Source organism: Abyssibacter profundi (genome assembly GCF_003151135.1).
GTDB lineage: Bacteria > Pseudomonadota > Gammaproteobacteria > Nevskiales > OUC007 > Abyssibacter > Abyssibacter profundi.
On sequence record NZ_QEQK01000006.1, the window covers coordinates 1 to 25,691 of the forward strand.

General features: G+C 61.2%; 17 protein-coding genes, 2 tRNA genes and 2 pseudogenes. 9 read left to right on the forward strand and 12 right to left on the reverse strand.

Annotated elements, in window-relative coordinates; all coding sequences use genetic code 11:
* Together DEH80_RS07655 and DEH80_RS07660 are read right to left on the reverse strand one after the other, a co-directional pair.
* Nucleotides 1-203, reverse strand: a pseudogene (locus DEH80_RS07655) (IS3-like element ISXac4 family transposase); the annotation flags it as partial.
* Between the two features lie 41 nt (nt 204-244).
* A pseudogene (locus DEH80_RS07660) lies at nt 245-502 on the reverse strand (transposase); the annotation flags it as partial.
* 160 nt (nt 503-662) lie between these two features.
* Between DEH80_RS07660 and galE the strand changes: the two are divergent.
* The 3 genes from galE to DEH80_RS07675 all read left to right on the forward strand — a co-directional run bounded on the left by galE (nt 663) and on the right by DEH80_RS07675 (nt 1,895).
* Nucleotides 663-1,682, forward strand: coding sequence for a UDP-glucose 4-epimerase GalE (gene galE, locus DEH80_RS07665; protein WP_109719915.1), 1,020 nt, complete (start codon nt 663-665; stop codon nt 1,680-1,682).
* Nucleotides 1,683-1,739: 57 nt separating this feature from the next.
* Nucleotides 1,740-1,815: transfer RNA gene (locus DEH80_RS07670), tRNA-Ala, on the forward strand.
* Between the two features lie 4 nt (nt 1,816-1,819).
* Nucleotides 1,820-1,895: transfer RNA gene (locus DEH80_RS07675), tRNA-Glu, on the forward strand.
* A 50-nt stretch (nt 1,896-1,945) separates the two neighbouring features.
* Here DEH80_RS07675 and DEH80_RS07680 read toward each other — a convergent pair.
* The 10 genes from DEH80_RS07680 to DEH80_RS07725 all read right to left on the reverse strand — a co-directional run bounded on the left by DEH80_RS07680 (nt 1,946) and on the right by DEH80_RS07725 (nt 18,716).
* The gene (locus DEH80_RS07680; protein WP_109719916.1) at nt 1,946-3,280 is read right to left on the reverse strand and encodes a UDP-glucose dehydrogenase family protein; all 1,335 of its coding nucleotides are present in this window, start codon (nt 3,278-3,280) and stop codon (nt 1,946-1,948) included.
* Nucleotides 3,281-3,310: 30 nt separating this feature from the next.
* Nucleotides 3,311-4,588: a WcaI family glycosyltransferase gene (locus DEH80_RS07685; RefSeq protein WP_109719917.1), complete on the reverse strand. Its 1,278-nt coding sequence runs from the start codon at nt 4,586-4,588 to the stop codon at nt 3,311-3,313.
* A 51-nt stretch (nt 4,589-4,639) separates the two neighbouring features.
* Nucleotides 4,640-5,635 carry an NAD-dependent epimerase/dehydratase family protein gene (locus tag DEH80_RS07690; RefSeq protein WP_165831357.1) on the reverse strand — a complete coding sequence of 332 codons (996 nt, stop codon included), beginning with the start codon at nt 5,633-5,635 and terminating at the stop codon, nt 4,640-4,642.
* 47 nt (nt 5,636-5,682) lie between these two features.
* A complete protein-coding gene (fcl, locus tag DEH80_RS07695; RefSeq protein WP_109719919.1) occupies nt 5,683-6,624 on the reverse strand; it encodes a GDP-L-fucose synthase in 942 nt (313 codons plus the stop codon).
* A 5-nt stretch (nt 6,625-6,629) separates the two neighbouring features.
* Nucleotides 6,630-7,742 (reverse strand): GDP-mannose 4,6-dehydratase, encoded by a 1,113-nt coding sequence (gene gmd / locus DEH80_RS07700; RefSeq protein WP_109719920.1) that lies wholly within the window; start codon nt 7,740-7,742, stop codon nt 6,630-6,632.
* 199 nt (nt 7,743-7,941) lie between these two features.
* Nucleotides 7,942-10,743: an efflux RND transporter permease subunit gene (locus DEH80_RS07705; RefSeq protein WP_109719921.1), complete on the reverse strand. Its 2,802-nt coding sequence runs from the start codon at nt 10,741-10,743 to the stop codon at nt 7,942-7,944.
* 53 nt (nt 10,744-10,796) lie between these two features.
* Nucleotides 10,797-11,804 (reverse strand): WD40/YVTN/BNR-like repeat-containing protein, encoded by a 1,008-nt coding sequence (locus tag DEH80_RS07710; protein WP_109719922.1) that lies wholly within the window; start codon nt 11,802-11,804, stop codon nt 10,797-10,799.
* Nucleotides 11,805-11,906: 102 nt separating this feature from the next.
* The gene (locus DEH80_RS07715; RefSeq protein ID WP_109719923.1) at nt 11,907-13,250 is read right to left on the reverse strand and encodes a DUF1329 domain-containing protein; all 1,344 of its coding nucleotides are present in this window, start codon (nt 13,248-13,250) and stop codon (nt 11,907-11,909) included.
* Nucleotides 13,251-13,359: 109 nt separating this feature from the next.
* Nucleotides 13,360-15,828 (reverse strand): DUF1302 domain-containing protein, encoded by a 2,469-nt coding sequence (locus DEH80_RS07720; protein ID WP_165831358.1) that lies wholly within the window; start codon nt 15,826-15,828, stop codon nt 13,360-13,362.
* Between the two features lie 425 nt (nt 15,829-16,253).
* Nucleotides 16,254-18,716, reverse strand: a complete 2,463-nt coding sequence (locus DEH80_RS07725; protein WP_109719925.1) for a DUF1302 domain-containing protein — start codon at nt 18,714-18,716, stop codon at nt 16,254-16,256.
* A 243-nt stretch (nt 18,717-18,959) separates the two neighbouring features.
* Between DEH80_RS07725 and DEH80_RS07730 the strand changes: the two genes are divergently transcribed.
* The 6 genes from DEH80_RS07730 to glyA all read left to right on the forward strand — a co-directional run bounded on the left by DEH80_RS07730 (nt 18,960) and on the right by glyA (nt 25,685).
* Nucleotides 18,960-19,271: an FmdB family zinc ribbon protein gene (locus DEH80_RS07730; RefSeq protein WP_109719926.1), complete on the forward strand. Its 312-nt coding sequence runs from the start codon at nt 18,960-18,962 to the stop codon at nt 19,269-19,271.
* Complete coding sequence (locus tag DEH80_RS07735) at nt 19,268-19,915, forward strand: DUF502 domain-containing protein (RefSeq protein WP_109719927.1); 648 nt, start codon at nt 19,268-19,270, stop codon at nt 19,913-19,915. Before DEH80_RS07730 ends, DEH80_RS07735 begins: the two co-directional genes overlap by 4 nt.
* Nucleotides 19,916-19,967: 52 nt before the next feature.
* Nucleotides 19,968-21,758, forward strand: a complete 1,791-nt coding sequence (gene aspS / locus DEH80_RS07740; protein WP_109719928.1) for an aspartate--tRNA ligase — start codon at nt 19,968-19,970, stop codon at nt 21,756-21,758.
* Nucleotides 21,755-23,101, forward strand: coding sequence for a hypothetical protein (locus tag DEH80_RS07745; RefSeq protein WP_109719929.1), 1,347 nt, complete (start codon nt 21,755-21,757; stop codon nt 23,099-23,101). Before aspS ends, DEH80_RS07745 begins: the two co-directional genes overlap by 4 nt.
* A gap of 72 nt (nt 23,102-23,173) precedes the next feature.
* Nucleotides 23,174-24,274: a quinolinate synthase NadA gene (nadA, locus tag DEH80_RS07750; protein WP_109719930.1), complete on the forward strand. Its 1,101-nt coding sequence runs from the start codon at nt 23,174-23,176 to the stop codon at nt 24,272-24,274.
* A 118-nt stretch (nt 24,275-24,392) separates the two neighbouring features.
* The gene (glyA, locus tag DEH80_RS07755; RefSeq protein WP_109719931.1) at nt 24,393-25,685 is read left to right on the forward strand and encodes a serine hydroxymethyltransferase; all 1,293 of its coding nucleotides are present in this window, start codon (nt 24,393-24,395) and stop codon (nt 25,683-25,685) included.
* Nucleotides 25,686-25,691 lie beyond the last annotated feature (6 nt).

Below are 25,691 nucleotides of genomic sequence, written 5' to 3' on the forward strand. Positions count from 1 at the left end.
TTCCAGTCATAGCCGCGACGACGGATGATCTTGTAGCACTTCCAGAATCCCCGGCTGGGCCGGTCGGCGACCAGCTCGGCCAGCACGGCAATGATCTCGGCATCCCGGACCGTCCAGTGATCGGGCTCGTTGTAATAGGCCGACCGAGAGAGCGATGCACACCGACAAGCCGCGGYGACCGGTAGGTCGTGAGTGGCCGTCATGTAGCGTGCRACCTCGCGTCGATCGCTCGGCCCTAAAGCTTTTTTGCGATGACRTCCTTCATCGCTGTGTTCTCAAGTGCCAGATCCGCGTACATCCGCTTGAGCCGAGCATTCTCCGCCTCCAGCTCCKTCACGCGGCGCAGATCTGAGGCCTCCATGCCGCCGTACTTGGATTTCCACTTGTAGTACGTGGGTGAGCTGATGCCGTGTTTGCGGCAGACCTCCTTGACCGGTAGGCCGGCATCCGCTTCTTTCAGAATTGCGACAATCTGGGACTCGCTGAATCGGGACTTCTTCATTTCAAACCTGCTGGCTGGCAATGTGCCAGAAAGTTCTACTTACTACCTGTCTTCGATTTGGGGAAGCTTACGGTGATGCAGCGCACAAAATTGAGGTGTGGGAGTGCGCGGCCTACGGTATATTGAAGGCCATAGATCACCAAAAGTAATCACGAAATAAATGGATAGCGTACTGGTCGTGGGCGGGGCTGGCTACATCGGCTCCCACATGGTGGCGTTGCTTGTGCGTAAAGGGCTCAATGTTACGACCTTGGATAATCTCAGCACTGGTTACCGGGATGCCGTCAAATTTGGGGAGTTTGTGTGTGGGGATATGGGTGACTCTGAGCTCGTCTCTTCGCTGATCTCCGACCGGGATATCACCACTATTATCCATCTCGCCGGTTCTATCAGTGTCGCTGAATCCATACGAGATCCCGCTGAGTATTATTCGAACAACACGTCTCGCACGCTGAGTCTAGCGTCAGTTGCGGCGAAAGCTGGGGTTAAGCGGTTCATATTTTCATCTACAGCTGCTGTATATGGAAATCCCATCGAGATACCTCTGGATGAGCGCCATCCGAAGCATCCAGTGAATCCCTATGGGCGCAGCAAGTGGCTGGTCGAACTGGCGTTGCCCGACTTCGAGGCGGCGTATGGGATGCAGTACATGTCGTTTCGTTATTTCAATGCGTCAGGTGCATCTCCACAGCTAGGGCTCGGCGAGCGGCACGAGCCAGAGACGCATCTAATCCCAAATGCGCTGCATGCTGCACTGGGTAAGCGTGGGTGTTTGACGGTCAATGGTACCGATTGGGGGACGCCGGACGGCACTTGCGTGCGAGATTTTTTGCACGTTGAGGACCTCTGCGAGGCCCACTACCTGGGCTACCGGGCTTTACTCGGAGGCTGTAGTTCAGGTGCATTCAACCTTGGTACAGGCCGTGGTCACTCTGTTCGAGAAGTTGTAGAAGCGGCGAGCGAAGTGTCTGAGTGTGAGATCCCCGTTGCCTACGGGCCTCGTCGTCCAGGTGATCCACCGAGTCTGGTTGCTAACCCCGAAGCGGCTATGCGCAAGTTGGGTTGGCGCCCGAAACGCTCTGATCTACGTAGCATCGTTGAGGATGCTTGGGTCTGGGAGCAGCACCGCGCGGGTGGTGTCCCACTGGAGCAGTTGCTTCGTGAGTACAAGGTCGCCTAAAGGACAAAAAAGTGTGGTAACGGGCGTAGAAGCTCGTTATACTAAGCCCCGCTTCACGGGGCTATAGCTCAGCTGGGAGAGCGCTTGCATGGCATGCAAGAGGTCGGCGGTTCGATCCCGCCTAGCTCCACCAAGTTGTCCCCATCGTCTAGAGGCCTAGGACACCGCCCTTTCACGGCGGTAACAGGGGTTCGAATCCCCTTGGGGACGCCATCTAACAAAAAAGCCGGCTTTCGCCGGCTTTTTTTTATCCGCAGTGTCTGCTAATCAGGTTTGGCCACAGGGCGACCAATGCTGTGGTATTCGAGGCCAAATCGCGTCACCACCGCTGGATCAAACAGGTTTCTTCCGTCGAAGATGACCTTGGCGGTTAGCGTTTCGGCAAGTTGCTCAAAATTCGGGCTGTGGTAGAGCTTCCATTCCGTGAGAATGGCCAGCGCGTCTGCACCTTGGGTTGCTTCAGCAGGGGAGTTGCAATAGGTGAGATTTTCCGGCTCACCGTAGCACGCACGAATCGTATCCATCGCCTCAGGGTCGTGAACACGAACGGCTGCACCAGCCCCCCAGAGCGCTTCCATTAGGTCACGAGCAGGGGCTTCTCTGACATCGTCTGTATTTGGCTTGAACGCCAAGCCCCAGATGGCGATGGTTTTGCCGCTGAGATCGCCGAAGTAGGCTTTGATTTTGTCGAACAAAACCTGCTTCTGACGGTGGTTGACGGCGTTGACGGCATCCACCAGTTCCATGTTGTACCCAACCTGTTCTCCGGTCTTGGAGAGTGCAGACACATCCTTCGGGAAGCAGGAGCCGCCGTAGCCAGCGCCTGGATAGATGAATTTGTAACCGATGCGGGGGTCGGAGCCGATACCCTTGCGAACGGCTTCGATATCGGCGCCAACACGGTCTGCCAAGTTGGACAGTTCGTTCATGAAACTGATCTTGGTCGCGAGCATTGCATTGGCTGCGTATTTCGTCAGTTCTGACGAAGCGATATCCATGACGATCACGCGGTCTCTGGAACGGTTGAACGGCGCGTAAAGCGCGCGCATCAATTCACCGGTACGCGGGTTGTCGACGCCCACGATCGTCCGGTCAGGTTTCATGAAGTCTTCAACTGCGCTGCCTTCCTTAAGGAATTCAGGGTTGGAGACCACATCGAACTCGATGTTCTCGCTGCGCGATGACAGCGTTTCGTTCACCGCTCTACGCACGTGTTCTGCCGAGCCCACCGGTACAGTGGATTTCGTGATCACGACCTTGTACTCCTTCATGTGCTCACCGATCGTCCGTGCGACTGTGAGAACGTGGCGGAGGTCTGCAGAGCCATCCTCGTCCGGTGGGGTGCCTACGGCAATCATGATGAACAGGCCGTGATCGATGGCAGCCTTGGCGTCTGTGGTGAACCGTAGTCGGCCAGCCTCGACATTTCGTTTGAGAAGATCATCGACCCCGGGCTCGTAGAACGGGCAATGCCCTTCGGTGAGTTTTTGGATTCTGGCTTCGTCGATATCGACACAGATGACTTCGTTGCCGGCTTCTGCAAAGCAGGCGGCGGTGACTAGGCCAACATAGCCTGAGCCAAAGATGCTGATGTTCATGGGGTGTTTATGAATCCAAATATCAATAAGTTAAGGCAGTAACCAGCGTCGGTGCTCGGATGCAGACTCTGCAATCGTGTTCAATTCCTGCTCAAAGGCGCGCATGATGACATCTCGGTCCAGTGTCGCTTCCGCAAATGCCCGGGCCTTGATACCCATTTCCTTTGTCGACTCCGGGCTGTCTGCAAGTGTCTGGAGCGCAGAAACGAGTTCCGTTGGCTGCTCGGGCGGAATAACGAGCCCTGCACCGCTTTGCTCGATGGCATCGGACAACGCGGTGCCTTGATTAGCCGTCGCGATGGTTGCCCGTCCAGAGGCTAGGATGTTCGTGAGCTTGGATGGCATCACAATGTCTGCGGCTTCAGCCTTTTGCACGACCAGATGGACATCGGCAGCTGCAAGCAAGGCAGGGAGCTTCTCAATGGGTTGCAGCGGCACGAACTGGATGTTGCTCAAGCCGCGCTCGCCGGACTCGGTGCAGAGGCGTCGCCATTCAGGGCCACCGCCCACCATCACAAACTTGAATCGGGTATCGGCGACCAATCGTTCGGCGGCATCGAGGACAAGGTCTAGCCCTTGCTTCGCACCCATTGCGCCTGCGTACAGTGCGACGATATTGTCTTCTCCCGCGCCAAACGCCTGCCTGAATTCGTTGTCACGCGGCATTGGCTTGATGTTTTTGACATCAGCCCAGTTTGGAGAAACGATCACACGCTGGTTAGTGGCGCCTTTGGCAACTGCGCGTCGACACATGGCATCGGTGATGGATGTCACGCGATTGGCGCTCTTGAGGAGACCGCCTTCCATTTGATACAGAATTTGCCCGACTGGACCGATGTTCAGGAGGTTAAGACGCATCGCCGCATCGACTTGGAAGTCTTGAATGTGGAACACCCAAGGCACTCCATCTAGAAGCCGCTTGGCGAGCGCCAAGATGCCTGAAAAGAGGGGCGGGCAGATCGCGATTGCAACATCATATTTTTCGCGCTTGAGCGTCGACTCGACAAGTTTGGCTCCAGCGGCCCCTAGATAGGACGCATCAATCAGCATGCGCTTAATGGTGCTGATCTTTCCATCTCCGGGCACGTAGTGAGGCACGCGATGGATCGTCACATTGCCCCAGTGTTCAGTCTTGGGGCGTAGTAAGGGAGAGCCAGGCGCGCGCTTCCAGTCCGGGTAGTGTGGGACGCCGGCGATCACGGTGACGTCATGCCCGGCGTCGGCAAGCCATTTAGCCATTTCGCCGGAGTACTTGGGTACGCCAGTTTGGTCTGGGTAAAAGTACAGGGAGAGCATGAGTATCTTCATACGGAGTCGTCCTGCTATTTCGTGGCTGGCTGCTTGATTAGGCAACCAGCTTCAGTGTGGGTCAGCGGGAGCACATTCATCCCGCCAGTCTTGGATCGCCTCGACGAGGGAATGCGTAGGCGCGAGATTCAGCTCAAGTAACCCACTGCCGTCAATATCTGTGGAATAGTGCAGCTTCTCAACACGCCGTTTGTGTACGGGATTAGAAAATCCAAGTTCGTTAAGCATTTGAAGCGGGGCTGCCGCACGGAGCGCGAGGTTCAGTGGCACGGTAGGAATAACGCGTGTCCAGCCGAAGACCTTGCAAAACGCGTTGCAGATTTCTCCTATGGTTGGTGCCTGCGGGTAGGTGCCATGCAGCACATGCCAGCCCTTCAGTTCGGCGGCACCTCGCATCAGCGCCACGAGATCCTTCACGTAGATGCAACTTTTGACCGTATCCGGTCCGCCGATGTACGCGAAGGTGCCCAAACGCAAAGCGCGGTGTAGATTGACAAAATTACCTCCGCAGCCCCTCCCAAAAACAGCGCCGGGTCGCACGACGGCGACGTGGCGGCCACGTTTGGATTGCTGCCACCCCGACAAGGCTTCTTCGGCGAGCGCCTTTGAGATTCCATAGGCGGTGTCAGCGGACGGAACCTCGCTGGGGGCTCGGTGAAAGGGGCCGGCTTTGAACACCATCCCCGTGCTGGTGAACACGATGTTCTTGATGTCGAGTTTGGATGCCCACTTGAGCAAACGGCGGGTGCCTTCGTAGTTGATATCGAAGTACTCGTTCCACTCAAAGCCAGGTTCTCTTGAAACAGCTGCGAGATGGTAGACCACGTCGATCTTCTGCTGGGGTTCGAACTGAACGTCTCGAGCTAGGTTGGTGTAAACAAACGTGACTTTTTCGCACCAGCGTGTGGTCGGTGCGATATCCATTACATAGATACGAGAGACCGTATCGTCGGCAATAAGGGCGTCGAGGAGATGTCCGCCGATAAATCCGGATCCGCCTGTAATTGCCACGACGCGGCCAACTGAGGTGGGAGCTTTCTTACTCAACGATGAGGTCCTGAGTGGTTGGAAAGGTATGAACAGCCGAGGTCAGGTTAGCTGCGGTAGCTGTCCTTGTTCTGGAGAAACCATTCGTAGGTATTCTCCACACCTTGCTTGAGGCTGATACCGGCGGACCAACCCAGTTCAGATAGTCGGTCAACATTCATAAGCTTTCGCGGCGTGCCGTCTGGCTTGCTGGTGTCGTTGACGATGTCACCCTCGTACCCGACGACGTTTTTGACCAGCTCGGCCAGTTCGCGGATCGATACATCCGTTCCCACCCCGACATTGACGATGTCACTGTCTGAATAGTGTTCGGTTAGGTGAACAACGGCGTCGCCCAGATCATCAACATGTAAGAACTCGCGTTTTGGAGAACCCGTTCCCCACATCACAACCTGCGGGTCGTGATTGAGCTTGGCTTCATGGAACTTGCGAAGCAGGGCGGGCAGGACGTGCGAGTTCTCAAGATTGAAGTTATCGCCAGGTCCGTAGAGGTTTGTCGGCATTAACGAGATGGCGTCAAAGCCGTACTGCTTGCGATAGGCCTGGCACATCTTGATGCCGGCGATCTTGGCGATGGCGTACCACTCGTTGGTGGGCTCTAGAGGCCCCGTTAGCAGAGAATCCTCTCGCATCGGCTGTTCTGCAAACTTGGGATAAATGCACGAGGAGCCCAAGAACACCAGTTTGTCCACTCCCGACTGCCAGGCCGAATGGATGACGTTGGTCTGGATTGCTAGATTGTCGCGAATGAACTCAGCCGGGTAGGTGTCATTGGCGTGGATGCCTCCAACCTTGGCGGCGGCCAGAATGACGTGTGTCGGCTGCTCGGCTTCAAAGAAGGCTTGCACTGCAAGCTGGTCTGTCAGGTCCAGCTCTGAATGGGTGCGCGTGATCAGGTTGTTGTAACCCTTGCGCTTGAGCGCCCGGACAATGGCGGACCCGGCCAGCCCGCGGTGGCCGGCTACATAGATCTTTGACTCAGGATTCACCGGGCTTACTCGTTGTAGTCGAACGCGCGATAACCCGCTTCGGTCACCAGGCGGTCACGCTTGGCGTGCTCGAAGTCGGAGGTGATCATGTCCTTGACCAGTTCTTCAAAGCTGATCTTGGGCACCCAGCCGAGTTTCTCCTTGGCCTTGGTCGGGTCACCGAGCAAGGTTTCGACTTCTGCTGGGCGGAAGTAGCGCGGGTCCACGCCAACGATTTGCTGGCCCGGCTTCACCTTCAGTTCAGGGTTGGTCACTGCGGTGACGGTGCCGATTTCATTAACGCCTTCACCGGAGAACTCGATCTCCATGCCCAACTCAGCGGCAGAACGCTGGACGAACTCACGCACAGAGTGCTGCTCGCCGGTCGCGATGACAAAGTCTTCTGGCGTGTCCTGCTGCAGCATCATCCACTGCATTTCGACGTAATCCTTGGCGTGGCCCCAGTCGCGCAGCGCATCCATGTTGCCGAGGTGCAGCTTGTCCTGCAGACCGAGGGCAATACGGGCGATGGCGCGCGTGATCTTGCGGGTCACGAAGGTTTCGCCGCGAATGGGTGATTCGTGGTTGAACAGAATGCCGTTGCAGGCATACATGCCGTAGCTTTCGCGGTAGTTCACCGTGATCCAGTAGCCGTAGAGCTTGGCGACGGCATAGGGCGAACGCGGGTAGAAGGGCGTGGTTTCCTTCTGGGGAATTTCCTGCACCAGCCCATACAGCTCCGACGTCGACGCCTGGTAGAACTTGGTCTTGTCGGTTAATCCTAGAATGCGGATGGCTTCCAGCAGGCGCAATGTACCGAGTGCGTCGCCGTTCGCGGTGTACTCAGGGCTGTCGAAAGAGACGGCCACATGCGACTGCGCACCGAGATTGTAGATCTCGTCCGGCTCGATTTGCTGCACGATGCGGATGAGATTGGTCGAATCGGTCAGGTCACCGTAGTGCAGCACAAAGCGCCGATTGCTCTCATGCGGGTCCTGGTACAGGTGGTCAATTCGGTCGGTATTGAACAAGGAGGCGCGACGCTTGATGCCGTGAACCTCGTACCCTTTTTCCAGCAAAAGTTCGGCGAGATAGGCGCCATCCTGGCCGGTGACGCCGGTAATCAGTGCTTTTTTCACTACGCTCTTATCCGTTGCGCTTGAGAGATCTGCCCGCCCTTAGTTTGCGGCCGGGGAGGCGCGCTGGCGGACTTGAACCACTGCCATCGTTGCAGTGCAATAACTGGGCCGGAGTCTAGCAGGCCTTTGTGACGATTCGGACCCCCTAAAGAAAACGGCGTGACCTTGGTCACGCCGTCTTGCGTTCAGGCGGTGGCCGCTATGCCGGCTTACTCCCATCCGACCGCTTGGTCAGGAACCGCGCCAGCGCCGGCAGCACCAAGATGGCGCCAAACATGTTGGCGGTGAACATGAACACCAGCAGCAGGCCCATGTCGGCCTGGAACTGCAGGGCGGAGAAGAGCCAGGTGCCCACGCCCACGCCCAGGGCAACACCGGTGAAGAGCACGGCCTTGCCGGTCTTGTTCAGCGTTTCGAACATGGCTTCTTCCAGCGACAGGCCGCGTTCGATCCCGTCGACTAAAGTGGCGTAGACGTAGATGCCGTAGTCCACGCCAATGCCGACGGCCAGTGCGACCACGGGCAGGGTGGCGACCTTGAGGCCGATGTCGGTCATCGCCATGACGGCGTAGGCCATGATCGAAACCAGCGACAGCGGGGCGACGACGCAGATGACGCCGGCCAGGGTGCGGAAGCTAAGCCACAGGAACAGAATCACGACGACGTAGACCCAAAACACGACTTGCAGCTCCTGTTCTTCCACCACCTCGTTGGTGGCCGCCATCACGCCGACGTTGCCGGTGGCCAGCGCAAAGTTAACGGGGCAGGGCGAGTCGATGGCGCTGATCTGCTCGCGCTGTTCGCCCAGCTTGGTTTGCAGCGTCTCTGCCTCTGCCTTGAGTCGCTTGGCCTCTTCGCTGTTGGCATCGAGCGCAACGAGGCGGTCGTTGCGCAGCTTGAGGTCCAGCGCGGTCTGGCCGGCCTGGCGGATGAGCTGGGTTTTCTCCTCGCAGACGGCCAAGTCGGTGCCGGGGTGATCGTTGGCGAACCGTTCGGCGTTCTGCGTGTTAAACGCTTCAACGGCGTTGACGATGTGCTTGATCGTGCCGGCCTTGTGGTCTTCGGTGAAGACAAACATCGCCATGGCCGAACAGTCACTGTTGAGCAGCCCGGTGGAGGAGGGGAACTGCGATAGCAGCAGCGCCATGGCATTGGGGTTACGCGGCAGGATGCGCGCGTTGATGTGCCCCTCGTTGAAGCCCGAATAGACCAGCTTCATGTAGGTGGGCAGGCCCAATGCGGTTTGCACGCCGTCGGTGTTTTGCATGGTCCACAGGAACCGATCCACCTGCTCCATCGTGTGGTAGAAGCGACAGGCCTCGGGGTCCGTTTCGGCGACGACCTTGAGGATGTCCACGCCCAGGTCGAAGTTTTCGACAATGGCGGCGGAGTCTTGGTTGTAGCGCGAGTCGGGCCGTAGTTCCGGCACACCCTTTTGCGCGTCGCCCACCTGCAGATCCGGGTACTTGTAGAGCGAAAATGCTAGCAGTACGGCGCAGACCAATAGCGTAACGATGGCCGGGCCGCGGCGGGTGATCTTGGCCAGGAACCGGAACAGGCCGGCGAGCAGGGCTTCCTTCTTGGCCTGCTTGGCCTGGAACTTGTCCACGTCGCCAATCGACACGTAGGTCAGCCAGATCGGCATCATCACTTTGTTGGTGATGATGATGGAGGCCACACCGAAGGCGGCGTTGAGCGACATTTCGCGAATAATGTCGATGGGGATTAGGTAAATCGTCGCAAAGCCCGCGACGTCGGTGATCAGTGCCGTAGTGCCGGGAATCGCCAAGCGGCGGAAGGTTTCCAGCGAGGCGTCGTAGCTGGTCTTGCCGGCGGCGATTTCATCCACCCAGGCGTTGACGTACTGCACGCCGTGCGACACCGACACCGACAACACCAAGAACGGCACCAGAATCGCGAAGGGGTCCAGACCGTAACCGGCGGTCGTCAGCAGTCCGAACTCCCAGATGACCGCCACGATGGAGCAGGCCAGCGGCAAAAACGCCAGCTTGAGCGATGAGGTGTAGCCCCACAGCAGCACGAAGGTCATCAGCAGGGTCAGCAGGAAGAAGCCGACCACTTCCAGCGTGGCGTCGGTGACATCGCCGATGATCTTGGCGAAGCCGATGATGTGGACGGAGACGGTTTCGGAGTAGTTCTCGTTCTCCATCTCCACGATGTCGAGATCGCGATTGTTGACCTCAACAGTGATCGGCACGCCGTCTTCATTGGCGCTGACCACCGTGGTTTTGCCAAACCAACGGTCCATCTTGCCGGGCTCGCTGAACTTGGTGGCGACCACGGTGCCGGCATCTTCCTGGGCCACAGGCTGCTTTAGCCGGTACTCCCATTTGCGCGGGCTGTTGATGGAGCCACGAATGCGCTCCAGCTCGGCAGCCACAGCACGGTAGTCCAGCTTCTCACCAGATTGCGGGTCGAATTCCAGCAACTCGGTCTGGACCAGTGCGCCCGATTCGTCCTCGGTGACCAGCCGGCCGATGATGTCGGCCTTGCCCACATTGGTGCGGATCAGGTCGAAATTGGCTTGGGTGGGCTGGTAATCGGCCGGTACCACGTTGGCGCCAGACAGACCGCCTTCGACCACCTCGATGTAGCGCACGTTGCGGGTGAACAGCGAGGTGACGCGCCGGCGGTCGTTGCCGGGCACGTAGAAGACCTCGTCGGTGACGAACTTGAGCTTTTCCAGAAACTCGCCGTTGTAGATGTCGCTGCCGTCTTTTTGCAGCAGCGCCACGAGCACCGTATTGGCGCCGCCGAAGTCCGACTGGTACTGCTTGAACACGTTCATGTACGGGTGTTCAAGCGGGATGGATTTCTCGAAGCCGGCATCCGGCTCCAGTTGCAGGGCCTGATAGCTCAGCAGGACCGTCAGAATCGTCAGCCAGGTAATCCCCACCCAGCGTTTGCCATAGACCAGCGGTTCCACCACTCGCAGAATGCGGTCGGTCCAGCCGCTGTTGGACGCAGAAGTCGTCGCCATGTTTGTGTTCTCCCAGCTCCGGCCGCGTCAGTGCGCGGCCAATATCGCGGCGTTTAGCGTCCGCTGTCGATGTGGTTCAGGCCTGTTTCGCCGCCCAGGGCGCGCAGGTTGGCCAGCAAGTGAATATCGCCCAGAGCGGCCGAGCCGCCGCCATCCACGCGCGTCAGCTGCGACTGGCCATTGCGGTATTCCACGATGGTGCCGTTGACCCCGACCATCAGCGCGCCGGTGTCGGTGGCGATGCCGTTGAACAGCGAGTCGGTGCCGCCAAAGCTCAGCTGGGTGACCTGGCCATCAGGAATCTCGCCCAGCGGATACTCGCCGTACTCGTCACCTTCCAGCGTCGGCAGGTTGGCGACATTCGGCAGCAGATACACATTGCCGCGCAGGCCGAAGATGATGGCCCCCGTGTCGCCATTGGGCACGGCACCAAAGTAGGAGCCGAAGTAGGGGCTGGCCACGCGTTCCCAGGTCTGGCCCTGGTCGGTGGAGCGGGCGAGCATGCTGCGTTCACCGGCGATGAGCAGCGTGCCATCCGCCAGTTCGGTGATGGAGTAGTGATGTAGCTCGCCTTGCCCGACCGGGGAGTCGACCGGCGTCCAGCTGGCGCCGCCGTCATCGGTGCGCCAGAACAGGTCGTAGGCACCTACGGCCAAGCCGTTGTCGGCATCGAAAAAGTGCAGGTCGTAAATTGCCTGCTCCAGCTCGGGCTGGTAGTTCAGCAGCGACCAGCTTTGACCGCCGTCCGTCGTTTTCAGCACGGTGGCGTCTTGGCCGCCGATCCATCCTGTGCGCTCGTCGGCAAAATGCACGCGCGTGAGCATCACCGAGACCGGGGATTCCACCTGGGTCCATTGTTTGCCGTCGGTGGAGCGCAGAATGTGCCCACGCTCGCCCACGGCGATCAGCGTGTTGCCGGCCTGGCCGATGTCGGTAACGATGGATTGATCCGCCAGTTCCGACAACATGGCCGGATGCGGCTGGATGGGGTCGTCCTGCGGTGCGGCCCATGCCAGGGTGCAGCAGGCCAGGGGCAATGCGGCAAGCCAGTTGCAGCGCATGTGGTTTCTCCCGGTGAGTCGGTCTTGTTCTTGTGATCGAGCGGGCGGGCCCGCAGTAAAAAGCCCGGCGAATGCATGCACATCCGCCGGGCTTGTCAGGCGCTAGCGCGTGGCGCGGCGCTTGAGTTCACGCGGGTCAAAGAAGCGCGTGTCGTAGTCCACAAAGGGGTTGTTGGGCTCGTCCTCGGATCGCAGCGCGGTGGCGAAGTAGGACCGGGCCTGCAGGTCGTAAATCACTTCCGGCACCGTGGTTGAGGCGGGCAGGTTGCGCTCGACGATCAGATGGCCTTCCTGCACCTTCCACAGGTTGCCACGGGTGTCGTAGCAGTCCACGGCGACCACGTTCCAGCTGTCTTCATCCACGTAGAAGCGGCGCTTGCCGAACTTATGCGTCGTGCCTTCCTTGAGGTCCGATTCCACCACCCAGACGCGGCGCAGCTCGTAACGCGGCAGATCCTGGTTGATGTGGCTCTTGCCGATCACGTCGTCGTACTTCACGCCGGCTTCGTTCATGCGGAACGAGTTGACCGGGATGTACATTTCCTTCTTGCCCACCAGCTTCCAGGTGAAGCGATCCAGGGCGCCGTTGTACATGTCGACCTGATCGTAGAACTGGTTGCCGTCGGTGCCTTCGTACGGATTGTCATACGCGACCGAGGGCGCACGACGCACGCGGCGCAGGGCCGGCGGGTACAGCCAGGCGCTGCGGTAGTCCACATGCTCCCAGGCCATCAGGAACAGGCCGGCATTACGCGGCGGGGAGAGGATCTCGGCCACGTAGTAAATGGTCACGTCGTCCTTGTCGTCGATGACCGTGTGGTCTCCCGACAGGTTCGCGTAGGGGAACAGCACATCCTCACGCAGCGTGGACTGGGTGTAGGAGCCGTCCGGCAGCACGATGAACTGGTTGTTGAAGCGCTGGATGGCCTTGCCGCGGTACTTCAGGCGATGGTTCCAGATGACTTCCGCGCCATTCTTCGGGATCGGGAAGGGGAAGCCCACTTCGGCGCCCAGCAGCAGGTCGGTGCCTTCCAGACTGGCGTTGGTCGCGTTCTTCTTGGTGTACTCGTAGTACTCCTCCGGGAAGCCCGAGGAGCGCCGCGTTTTGTACACGTTCATCTTGTAGGTGTCGCCGTAGGCGTTGAACAGCGCCAGGTGGCCGACGGTCAGCTTGTCCTTGTACTGATCAACATTGTCCTTGGTGATCGTGAACAAGACCTTGTCGTCCGGGAACGGGTCTTCCCAGTGCGTGGGCTCGTCGATGTCCAGCGCTGGCAGACCCCCCGTCCATTCGGGGATGGTGCCGTCGGCATTGCCCGCGCGCTCTGCGCCAATGGGGGTGAGTTCTTTGCCAAGCTTGGCCGCTTCTTCGGGCGACACCTTGGCCAGCAGTGGCTGGGCGGCCAGGCTTAAAGCCCCAGCGAGAATCATGGGCGTGTAACGCATGTAAGCACTCCTCCAGTGAAGTCGTCGTTGGCCGCCTGCGGGCGAGCCGTTCGTCTCTATTCTTTTGTTCGTGCCGCCGCATCGCGCGAATGCGGGCGACGCGATGCGATCAGAAGCGGTACCGCGCGCCCAACTGGGCAAAGTCGCGATCCCGCAGCACGTTGTTTTCCTTGGCCCCTGTATACCACTGATAGCCGGCCGTGAACGACAGCGCGTTCTTCACGCGCATCTCGACATTGACCGAATACTGTTGGCGGCCCTGCACGAAGCGCTCGCCGGGGCCGGGGGAAATGCCATATACATCATGCTTGGCCAGGAACACGGGTTCAAAGCTGATGCCGGGGAAGACGCTTTCGTAGCGCACGATGGCGATGATGTCGTAGCCAAAGGAATTGGCCGAAACCCACTGGTCCGGATCGGCCTGCATGGGGTTGAATCGCGCACCCGACGGGCCGACCCAGCCGCTATTGGCCAAGCCGTTCAGGTTGCCATCGGCGCCGGAGCCGTCCGCACCCGCCGAGGCGTGGGTATATTGGCCGGGCCCTTCGATTTGCAGCTCCGCGAGGTCGGGCAGGTCGAGAATATGCGTGCCGCCCAACTCGAACAGCCAGATGATCTGGTCGGCGCCAATCCAGTTGTCCGGGCCCATGATGTAGGTCGCGCCGAGAATCCAGTTAATGGTCTGGAACTCCTCGTAGCCGCGGATGTAGTCACCGGGCTGCAGGCCGTTCGGGTCACCCGAGTAGCCGCTCACACCCCGGTAGTCCAGCAGGTAGGTTGGTCCGACAAAATCCTGGCCGGTGATGGTGGTGACGGTCGAGCCAACGCCGGGCAGGGAAATATCGAGGAAATCTTCCGGACCGCCGGGTGTGCAGACGGTGGGATCGGCCGCACAGCCCGAAGGGAAGGGGTTGGCCAGTGCCGAGAAGCCCACATCGATGATGGAGACTTGTAACGGGTCATTGGGGCGATACACGAACTCACCCTGTAGCGAGACCTCGCCCACCGCCGTGTTGAAGGACATCCCGAACAGCTTGATGTCTTCGGGGTATTCCAGTTGGAACTTCACGGTGTCCAGCGGGTAGGCCGTGCCGCCGACGCCGGGGTCAGAGTAGGCCGTGCCGCCGGCACTGCGGCCCGTGTCCTGCTCGGCGGGGCCGCCGTTGGGGTCATTGGCCGGGTCGCCGCCGTAGGTAATCGCCCAAAGGACCGCATCCAACGACGCCTGGGGACAGGCGGTGAACAGGGCCAGCGTGTCCTGGACCTGATTGCCGCTGGGTACCACGTTCTCCAGGCAGCCGACATTGCCCGCATACGAGGACAGGAAGGGTAGACGGCTGTGGTAGTTGGCGAAGTAGAAGTTCAGCTCCGTGCCGGTGAGCAGGTCGGGCAGGTACATCGACAACGCCAGGCCGTACTGACCGTCGTCGCGGGCCTCTTTTTGCGGCAGCAGCTCTGCGGTCAGGCTGGTCTCGGCCAGGGCGGACAACAGGCCCTGGTTGGCGATGGCCAGGGCGTGCGGGTCTTCGGGCGTCTTGCCGAATCCGATGGATACGTGGTCCGCCGAGTTGTTCGTATCCACGTCAATAAAGGACAGGAACGCGCCCGGTGGCGGAATGACGACGGGCTCCCACTCGTAGCCGTACCAGCCGGAGATGCCGATGTCATACGTCAGATCGGTCTTGAAGGACACGGCGCCCAGTGGCTTGAACACTTCCTCGATGTTCAGGAAGGCCGGGCGGTTCAGCGCGTTGGCGTCCAGCGCACCGAAGGTGTTGAGCGAACCCACCGCGAGGTAGGTCGACTCGCCCCAGTTGATCAGCTGGCGCCCCACGGTGACGTTGAGGTCACGGTCGCCAAAGAATGGAAGGCGTGTGGCCAGTCGGAAATCCAGCAGTTCCAGGTCCATGCCCACGATTTCCTGCTGGCGATCGTTGCGTTCCACGAACACGGGTTCACCGCGGCTTAGGCGCGTGTTGCCGGTGCCGCCAGGCCCGAAGGGCGGGGCCGCATGTGGATTGTTGGCGATGGTGTTTTCGGTGATGACGTTCGGGTGAAACTCCGCCCGGTCGTAGTTCGCGAAGTCGTAGTGGCCGTAGTAGCGGGTGAAGAATTCCCAGTCCAGCCCCAGCGCTTCGAAATCCAGCGAAATGTCCTGGGCGATCTTCACCAGCCCCTGGGTCATGTCGTACTTGTCGAAATTCAGGTTGCCGTCGTCGGCATTGACCGAAAACACGCCCGGCGCGTCGACCGCGCGCTGGTTACGGGCCGGGCCCTCGCCGACCACGCCAACGCCGGGTTCGGGGTTGCCGTTTGCGTCAAAGCCATTGCTATGGCCCTGGCAGGAGGACAAGGCGCACAGGTCGGGATTGAGATTGGACTTGCCGACCAGTCGGCTGTCGCGGTCCTGCATGCGCCACTGGGCGCCTATCTCCATGGTCGTGTTGACCGTGCCGCTGATTTCGCCGAAATCGATTTTCAGCGCCTGGCTGGGTGCCGCCAGTAAGAGGCATCCCAATCCTGCGAAACCTGCCGTCGCGTTCCATCCCCGGCCCTGGGGCCCATGCAGCTTGAGCATCCTTGAAGTCTCCGTCGCGCTGACCATCCTGTCGCACGCGTCTCGTGGCCGGGTAGGGGCCCGGCTCTGGCGTCTTGATTGTTCGGCGGGGCCTTATGTCGACCGTCACCACTGGGGTTCTCCCGGCGTGTCAATGGCGATGACCGCACAGGTAGTCAGTGAAACCTAATCGATCGTTCAGATTCGCTCAAGCATCTGGGGTGGATCAAAGGTGACGCCTAGTCATTTGAGTGGGGCGGATTGGCGGAGGCTGTGGGCCAAAGTGGCTGAATGTACGGTGGTTCAGGCAGGCGCGAGGCGCGGCCATCAAGATGACGCCGCTGGTCGCCCGCGCCGGCCGTGGTCGTGGTGTCGCATGCAAAAACGGGCAGACGGTCTGGCCTCAGACCGCCTGCCCGCTCGCAGACACGGTATGGAAGGGGTGCTTAAAAGCGGTAGCGTGCCCCCAGCTGAGCGAAGTCGCGGTCGCGCAGCACGTTGTTTTCTTTCGCGCCGGTAAACCACTGGTAGCCGGCGGTAAACGACAGCGCGTTCTTGACGCGCATCTCCACATTGACCGAGTACTGCTGACGCCCCTGCACGAAGCGCTCGCCCGGACCAGGCGAGATGCCGGAGACATCATGCTTGGCCAGCAGGACCGGCTCGAAGCTAATGCCTGGGAAGACACTCTCGTAGCGCATGATGGCGATGATGTCGTAGCCGAACGAGTTGGCGCTGGTCCAGTGATTCGGGTCGGCCTGACGCGGATTGAAGCGAGCACCGGAGGGCCCCACCCAGCCGCTGTTGGCCAGGCCGTCGAGATTGCCGTCCGCACCGGAACCGTCGGCACCGGCGGAGGCATGCGTGAACTGGCCGGGCGCTTCGATCTGCAATTCATGCAGCGGCGGCAGGTCCAGAATATGCGTGCCGCCCAGCTCGAATAGCAGAATGATCTGATCGGCTGCGAACCAGTTGTCCGGGCCCAGCACGTAGGTCGCGCCCAGAATCCAGTTAATGGTCTGGAAGGGCTCATAGCCCCGGATGTAGTCACCCGGCTGGATGCCGCCGTCCATGGAGGAGTGGTTGGGTACGCCGCGATAGTCCAGCAGGAACGACGGGCCGACGAAGGAGCGGCCGGTGATGGTGGTCACCGTGCTGCCAACGCCTGGGAGTGACACATCCAGAAAATCTTCGGCGCTGCCTGGCGTGCACACCGTGGGGTCAGCCGAGCAGCCGGCCGGGAAAACGGTTTGCAAAGCCGAGAAGCCGACATCCACCGTCGAGACCTGCAGCGGGTCTTCGGGTCGATACACGAACTCGCCCTGGAAGGAGACATCGCCGATGGCCGTATTAAACGAGAAGCCCATCATGTCGATGTCTTCCGGGTACTCCAGCTGGAATTTCACCGTGTCCAGCGGGTAGGCCGTGCCGCCTACGCCCGGTTGGGCATAGCCCTCGGGGTCGGTCTGGCGGTTGGTGTCCTGTTCGGGAGCCCCGCCGTTGGGATCGTTGGCCGGGTCGCCACCGGTTTGGATGGCCCACAGAGCGGACTCGGTGTGGGCCTCCGGGCAGTCGGTGAACACGGCCAGCGTGTCCTGGACTTGACTGCCAGACGGCACGGCGTTGTCGAGGCAGCCAATGCTCCCTGCGTATGCGGACAGGAAAGGCAGGCGGCTGTGGTAGCGCGCGTAGTAGAGGTTGAGCTCGGTGCCGGAGAACAGGTCCGGGAAATAAAACGACATGGACAGGCCGAACTGGCCGCCATCACGCGCTTCCTTCTGCGGCAGCAGTTCGGCCGTGGCGCCGGTCTCGGCCAGCGCCACCAGCAGTGACTGGTTGCCCAGCGCCAGACCCAGCGGGTCTTCGGCGGTCTTGCCGAAGTTGATGGCGATGGAATCCGCCGAATTGTTGGTGTCCAGGTCGACAAATGAGAAATACGAGCCCGGCGGCGGGATTGCGGCAGGCTCCCATTCGTAGCCATACCAAGCGGAGATGCCAATGTCGTAGGTCAGGTCGGTCTTGAACGACACGGCGCCCAGCGGCCGGAAGGTTTCTTCGATGTTCAGAAAGCCCGGTCGCATGAAGGCATTGACGTCGATAGACGAAAAGCTGTTGAGCGAGCCAATCGCCAGATAGGTGGATTCCCCCCAGTTGATGAGCTGCCGACCGATGGTGACGTCCAGGTCGCGGTCGCCGATGAAGGGCAGGCGGGTATTAAGGTTGAAGTCCAGCAGCTGGTAGCCGAGCCCGATCTGCTCCTGCTGCCGGTCGTTACGCTCGACGAACACCGGCTCGCCCACACCCAGGCGGCGGTTGGGCGGGTCGTCGTCAGGGAACAGGCCCGAATCCGGGTTGTTGTTGATCGCGTTCTGGGTGATCCGATTGGGGTGGAACTCCGGGCGATCGTAGTTCGCGAAGTCGTAGTGGGCGTGGTAGCGCCCGAAGAACTTCCAATCCAGGTCGAAGGCTTCGAAGGTCAGTGTGATGTCCTGGGCCAGTTTCACCAGGCCCTGGGTCACGTCGTATTTGTCGAAGTTCAGGTTGCCATCGTCGTGGTTGATCGAGAACGCCCCGGGCGCGTCGACCGCGCGCTGGTTGCGGTCCGGACCCTCGCCGATGATGCCGAGGCCCGGTTCGGGGTTTCCATTTGCATCGAAACCGTTGCTGTGGCCCTGACAAGACGAAATGCGGCAAAGCTCCGGGTCCAGATTCGCCTTGCCGACCAGGCGGCTGTCCCGGTCCTGCATGCGCCACTGTGCGCCCACTTCCATCGAGGTATTGATGGTCGCCGACAGCTTGTCGAAATTGAATTGCAGTGCCTGGGCAGGAAACGCCAGCACAACCCCCACCCCGACGCCGGCGGCCAAGCGTAGGCCGCACGCGCCAAACGACAGATACACCTGTCCCATCTCTGTCTCCTCCTTGTGCCGGTGTTCGCTGAATCGAACCCGGTTTTTTGTATCGGACTGGCGGTCTGATGCCGCTGTTTGTCCTATGTCACCGGACTCTAGAGCGGTCCAGCGAGGTCAGCAAGTTGCATGCGCGCTGGCGCCACACACCGATTGCAGGCGGGGGAGGTGGCGCAGGCTCTTGGAACCGGACACGGTGGCCCCCATATTGCGAGCGCCCATCGGTGGGTGTGGAGAACAACAATGCCGATTTACGAATACATCTGCCGCGACTGCGGCCATGAACTCGAGGCGCTGCAGCGCCTGTCCGACGATCCGCTCAGTGACTGCCCGTCCTGCGAGGCGGCATCGCTCCAAAAAAAGGTCTCGGCCGCGGGCTTCCGCCTGAAGGGCGGCGGCTGGTACGAGACTGACTTCAAGTCGGGCGGCAAGCGCAATCTGGCCAGCGATGGGCAGTCCAGCGGGTCGGCCTCCGGCGGAAACGGGAGCGCATCCGGCGGCTCAGATACAGCGTCCAGCAAGTCCAGCACGTCGTCGTCCTCCAGCGCGGCGTGAGACGGCTGCTCCAGCGCTGGCTGCTGGCCGGCGTGGTGATCTGGTTGCCGATTGTCGCCACGATTCTGGCGGTTCGCTTTCTGGTGGACTTGCTGGATCAGACCATCGCCTGGATGCCCGCCGCCTGGCAGCCGGAGCGCTGGCTGGGCTTCGAGCTACCCGGCTTGGGTCTGCTGTTCAGCCTGATCATCGTGCTGGCGACCGGCGCGCTGGCCGCGAACTGGGTGGGGCTGAAGCTGCTCGGCGTGGGGGAATCCGTCGTGGATCGCCTGCCGCTGATCCGCAGCATCTACAAGTCCATGAAGCGCGTTGCCGAGACGGTGTTTTCCGACAAGGGCAATGCGTTTCGTGAGGTGCTGATGCTGGAGTACCCGCGCAAGGGGCTTTGGACGCTGGGGTTTCGCACGGGGCAGGCGCCGTCGGAAATCAATCGGCACACCGGGCGACGCATGGCGACGGTTTATGTGCCGACGACGCCCAATCCGACCTCGGGATTCGTCGTGATGGCTGACGAGGACGAGCTGGTGCCGCTGGACATGCCGGTCGAGGCGGCATTGCAATTGATCATCTCGATGGGGGCGTTGCGACCGGAGGGCGCGGAGCCTGCGCCGGTGCGCATCGACGCCGCCACCCCCGGTCGGTAGAATCGCCGGCCTTTTCGCATGGGCGCCAGCGCGCCGAACACCAAGACATTCCATGTACCGAACGCATTACTGCGGGCAGGTGACTGCCGCCGCACTCGACACCACCGTCACGGTTTCCGGCTGGGTTCACCGCCGTCGCGACCACGGTGGCGTGATCTTCATCGATTTGCGCGACCGCGAAGGTCTGCTGCAGGTGGTGTTCGATCCGGATGATCCGGCGGTGTTCGGCGAGGCCGAGCGCTTGCGCTCCGAGTATGTGATCACCGTGACGGGGCGCGTGCGCCGCCGGCCCGAGGGGACGGTGAACGACAAGCTGGCCAGCGGTGAGGTGGAGCTTTATGCCACCGCCCTAACGGTCCAGTCGCGGGCCCAGACACCGCCATTCCCGCTCGACGACGAAGAAGCAGGCGAGGATGTGCGCCTGCGCCACCGGTATATGGATCTGCGCCGGCCGGCCATGATCGAGCGCATGCGACTGCGCTCGCGGGTGTCGACCTTCCTGCGGGTGTTTCTCGATCAGGAAGGCTTCCTGGATGTCGAGACGCCGATTCTCACGCGCTCGACCCCGGAAGGTGCCCGCGACTATCTGGTGCCCAGCCGCACCTATCCCGGTGAGTTTTTCGCCTTGCCACAGTCCCCGCAGCTGTTCAAGCAGCTGTTGATGATTGCCGGCTTCGACCGGTACTACCAGGTCGCCCGCTGCTTCCGCGATGAGGACCTGCGTGCCGACCGGCAGCCGGAATTCACCCAGCTGGATATCGAAACCTCGTTCATGACCATGGACGAGATCCTGGCGCTGAACGAACGCCTGATCGGCGGCCTGTTCGCCGAGGTGCTGGACGTGCAGTTCCCCGATCCGCTGCCCCGCATGAGCTACGCCGAGGCGATGCGTCGGTATGGCTCGGATAAGCCGGATCTGCGAAACCCGCTGGAACTGGTCGACGTGGCCGATCTGGTCGCCGATGCCGAATTCAAGGTGTTCTCCGCACCGGCCAAGGATCCCAAGGGGCGGGTCGCTGCCCTGCGCGTGCCGGGCGGGGCGAGCCTGTCACGCAAGCAGATTGATGAGTACACCAAGTTCGTTGGCCGGTACGGCGCCAAGGGTCTGGCGTACGTCAAGGTGGCCGATGCCGCAGCCGGCCGTGACGGCCTGCAGTCTCCGATTCTGAAGTTCCTGTCGGACGATGCGGTGGCCGGCATCATGGAGCGCACCGCTGCCGAAACGGGCGATCTGATTTTCTTCGGCGCCGACCGCGCTACGGTGGTCTGCGATGCACTCGGTGCGTTGCGTCTGGCCGTCGGTCGCGATCTGGATCTGAACGAGGATGGCTGGCGCCCGCTGTGGGTGGTGGACTGGCCGATGTTCGAGTGGGACGAGCGCGAGAACCGCTGGCAGGCCCTGCACCACCCCTTCACGGCCCCGGCCGATCCCGACCCGGCTGCGCTGAAGAACGATCCCGGCGCGGCCATGTCTCAGGCCTACGACTTTGTGTTGAACGGGGTGGAGATCGGCGGCGGTTCGGTGCGTATTCACGACCCGGACATGCAGGCGGCCGTTTTCGAGGTGCTCGGCATCTCCGAGGAGGAAGCGTCGGCCAAGTTCGGCTTCCTGCTGGAGGCCTTGGGCCACGGCGCTCCGCCGCATGGCGGCATTGCCTACGGTCTGGATCGACTGGTCATGCTGATGAGCGGCGCCCAGACCATTCGCGACGTGATCGCCTTCCCCAAGACACAGACTGCAAGCTGCCTGCTAACCCAGGCGCCGGGCTCGGTCGATCCCGCTCAGCTGCGTGAGCTGGGCCTGCGACTGCGCCCGAAACCGACTGAGGAATCGAACGCGTGAGCAAGCGAAATCATAAGATCGTCCTGGCCGCCGCACTGGCAGTCACCGGGTTGGCTGGCTGCGAAGGCCTGGGTGAGGGCAATGCGCCGGAATCACTGAGCATCGCCCAGGGCGAGGACGGCATTCTGGAGGCCACCGAGTGCAATATCGTGCAGCTCAATGCGTTGGCCGAGTTCACCAACGGTCGCGCCGGTGACTTCACGGATCGGGTGACCTGGCGCAGCACGGACGAGTCGGTCGTGCGCGTCAGTAACCGCGACATCGAAGCCCCGAGCAGTGGTGGCACCTTCGGGTCGGGTGTGCTGGTGCCGGTGGCTCCCGGTACCGCATCGGTGTTCGCCGAACTCGCAGGGTTGGAAACCCGCCTTGATGTGGTCGTCGATGCGCTGGATGGTCTGGCCATTGATGTGCCCGAGTCGACGACCGCCATCGGTGCGTTTCGCTTTCTGCGGGCCGTCGGTGACGAGGACGGCGAGGAACTGGACCTGAGCATCCGTGCGAGTTGGTCATTCGATGACACCAACGAGGACGTCGCAGAGATCGAGTATGTCCAACGCGCCGACGGCAGCTACGCCGGGCGCGTCGATGGTCTGGCTGCCGGCGAACGCCAGGCGGTTGCCGTGCTGGACTTCTGTGAGGAACGTGCCACGGCAGTCGTGCGGGTGGCGCCGGTCCAGACGCTGGAACTGCGCCGCGAGTATGAGGGTTCCACCCAGTTGGTGACCGGCACCACCGAGTTCATGTATCCGTTTGCGTTGTTCGAAAACGGCGATGAGCAGGATCTGGATGGGCAGGTGATCTTCACGTCTTCGGATGAAGAAGTCGTGCTGGTGGATGCCTTTAGCACCGCGCCCAGCCTGGTGTTGGCGCTGGCCGCCGGTGGTCCGGTCCAGGTGACCGCCACCTTCGGGGCCGAGGAGCCGGAAGAGGGCGAGGAAATCGATCTCAGCACCGGCATGACCTCCGCCCCGCAAGACGTGACGGTGGTCGATGCCGTGCTGACCTCGCTGGACATCACCCCGGATACGCCCACCGTGGCTTTTGGCGACACGCTCGACTTCGTCGCCACCGGCAGCTTCGATGATGGTGCCTTCGAGCAGGTCATTACGCGAAGCGCTGGCTGGTCCACCGACGACACCGACGTGGCACGGTTTGGCAACACGTTCCTGACGGCGAATCGTTTCTTCCCGCTGGTCAATGAAGCGGGTCAGTCGATTGTGACTGCCCGGTTCACCACCGGCGAAGACGACACCATTGTCGAGGCCACGGAAACCGTGACCATCGAGCCGGTGGTCGATGAAGACACGGAAGAATCCGACGAGGAAGCGGTTACCGCACGTTAGCCTTGACACCCCTGGGCCAAGGCCGGGGGGCTTTGTTAGTTTGGCGCAACATCAGCGCCACAGGAGATCACCATGGCAGCAACAGCGCTTGCATTGGACTCTTTCACGGCACTGAGCGACGAGCAGTGCGACGCCCGCATCCGTGCGGCCAAAGCCGCTTTGGGGGATCGCTTGATGATCCTCGGGCATCACTACCAGCGCGACGAAGTGTTTGCGCATGCCGACGTCAGTGGCGACTCGCTCAAGCTGTCGGCCATGGCCGCCGAATCGGATGCGCAGTACATCGTGTTCTGCGGTGTTCACTTCATGGCCGAAGTGGCCGACATTCTGACCCGCGACAACCAAGTTGTGATCCTGCCGGATCTCGCAGCTGGGTGTTCCATGGCCGATATGGCGAACCTGCGCAACGTGCGCCGCGCCTGGGCCGAATTGCAGTCGGTGCTGGATCCGGACGAGCAGGTCACGCCGGTGACCTACATCAACTCGGCCGCTGACCTCAAAGCGTTTTGCGGCGAGCACGGCGGCATCGTCTGTACCTCATCGAATGCCCGCGGCGTGTTGGACTGGGCCTTTTCGCGACGCGAGAAGGTGTTGTTTTTCCCCGACCAGCATCTGGGGCGCAATACCGGTTACGACATGGGCATTGCGCTGGAGGACATGGTCGTCTGGGACTTCATGCTCCCCATGGGCGGGCTGACGCCGGAGCAGATCAAGAACGCCAAGATGATTCTCTGGAAGGGCTTTTGCTCGGTGCACCAGATGTTTCAGCCGGGTCATATCGACCGCTTCCGCGAAGCGCATCCGCAGGGGTTTGTCATCAGTCACCCCGAGAACAGCTTTGAGGTCTGCCAGAAATCCGACTATGTCGGCTCCACGGAAACCATCCTCAAGACCGTGCGCGCCGCCGAGCCGGGTAGTCACTGGCTGGTCGGTACCGAGCTGAACCTGGTCAACCGACTGCATGACGAGATGAAGCCCAAGGGCGTGACCGTGCAGTTCATGTCGCCCACGGTCTGCATGTGCTCGACCATGTTCCGCACCGACCCGCAGCATCTGGCGTGGACGCTGGAGTCCATCCAGGCCGGCGAGGTCGTGAACCGCATCCAGGTCCCCGCCGAGGTCGCCAAGCCGGCCAAGGCCGCGCTGGACTTGATGCTGAGCATCACGCGCTAGCCGCATACGGCGGTTGGCCGCCCCGCGCCGCCTGACGATCCGTTCTGGGGTCGCAGAAGGGCGGCGCGTTACAATGCATTGATTGTTGTCTTTGTTCCTTCCCGCAGGAGTTGCCTACATGTGGCGTAATGTTTCCACGCTGTCCGCCTTCGATCCCGATCTCGCCGCTGCCTTGGATGCAGAGGCTGCCCGGCAAGAGGCCCACATCGAGCTGATCGCGTCGGAAAACTACGCCAGCCCGCGGGTGATGGCGGCCCAGGGTTCGCTGCTAACCAACAAGTACGCCGAGGGCTACCCTGGCCGTCGCTACTACGGTGGCTGCGAGCATGTGGATGTGGCCGAGGACCTGGCCATCGAGCGGGCCAAGCAGTTGTTTGGCTGCGAGTTCGCGAACGTGCAACCGCATTCCGGCGCACAGGCCAACGCTGCGGTCTTCCTGGCCCTGCTGAAGCCGGGCGAGACCTTTCTCGGCATGAGTCTGGCCCATGGCGGTCACCTGACCCACGGCGCCAAGCCCAACTTTTCCGGCAAGAACTACAACGCCGTGCATTATGAGATCGACCCCGAATCGGGTTTGATCGACTACGAAAAGATCGCCGAGACCGCACGCCGCGAGCAGCCGAAGATGCTGATCGGTGGGTTCTCTGCGTACTCTCGCCAGATCGACTGGTCGAAGATGCGCGCCATTGCCGATGAGGTCGGGGCCAAGTTCATGGTCGACATGGCGCATGTCGCAGGTCTGGTCGCCGCCGGTGAGTACCCCAGCCCGATCCCGCATGCCCACGTGGTCACCACGACCACGCACAAGACGCTGCGCGGCCCCCGCGGCGGTCTGATCCTCTCCAATGCGGGGGATGCCGACCTCTACAAGAAGCTCAACTCGGCCGTCTTCCCCGGCACCCAGGGCGGTCCGCTGATGCACGTGATTGCCGCCAAGGCCGTGGCCTTTGCAGAAGCCCTGCAGCCGGAGTTCAAGGATTACCAGGTCAAGGTGCGCGCCAATGCCGCCGCCATGGCCGAGGTGGTGCTGGAACGCGGCTACGACGTCATCTCCGGTGGGACCGACAACCACCTGATTCTGGTCAGCATGGTCGGTCGCAACGTCACCGGTCACGACGCCGAGGAGACCCTGGGCCAGGCGCATATCACCGTCAACAAGAACTCGGTTCCGAACGACCCGCGTCCGCCGCGTGTGACCAGCGGGTTGCGGCTGGGCTCGCCGGCATCGACCACACGTGGGTTTAACGAAGACGATATGCGGAATGTCGCCCACTGGATTTGCGACGTGTTGGACGCCCTGGATGCCGAAGACAGCGCGAAGGTCGACGAGACCGTCGCCACCGTGCGCGGCAAGGTCGAGGCGCTTTGCGCCCGCCATCCGGTGTACACCCAGACGGCTTCGGCCGCCTGAGCCACG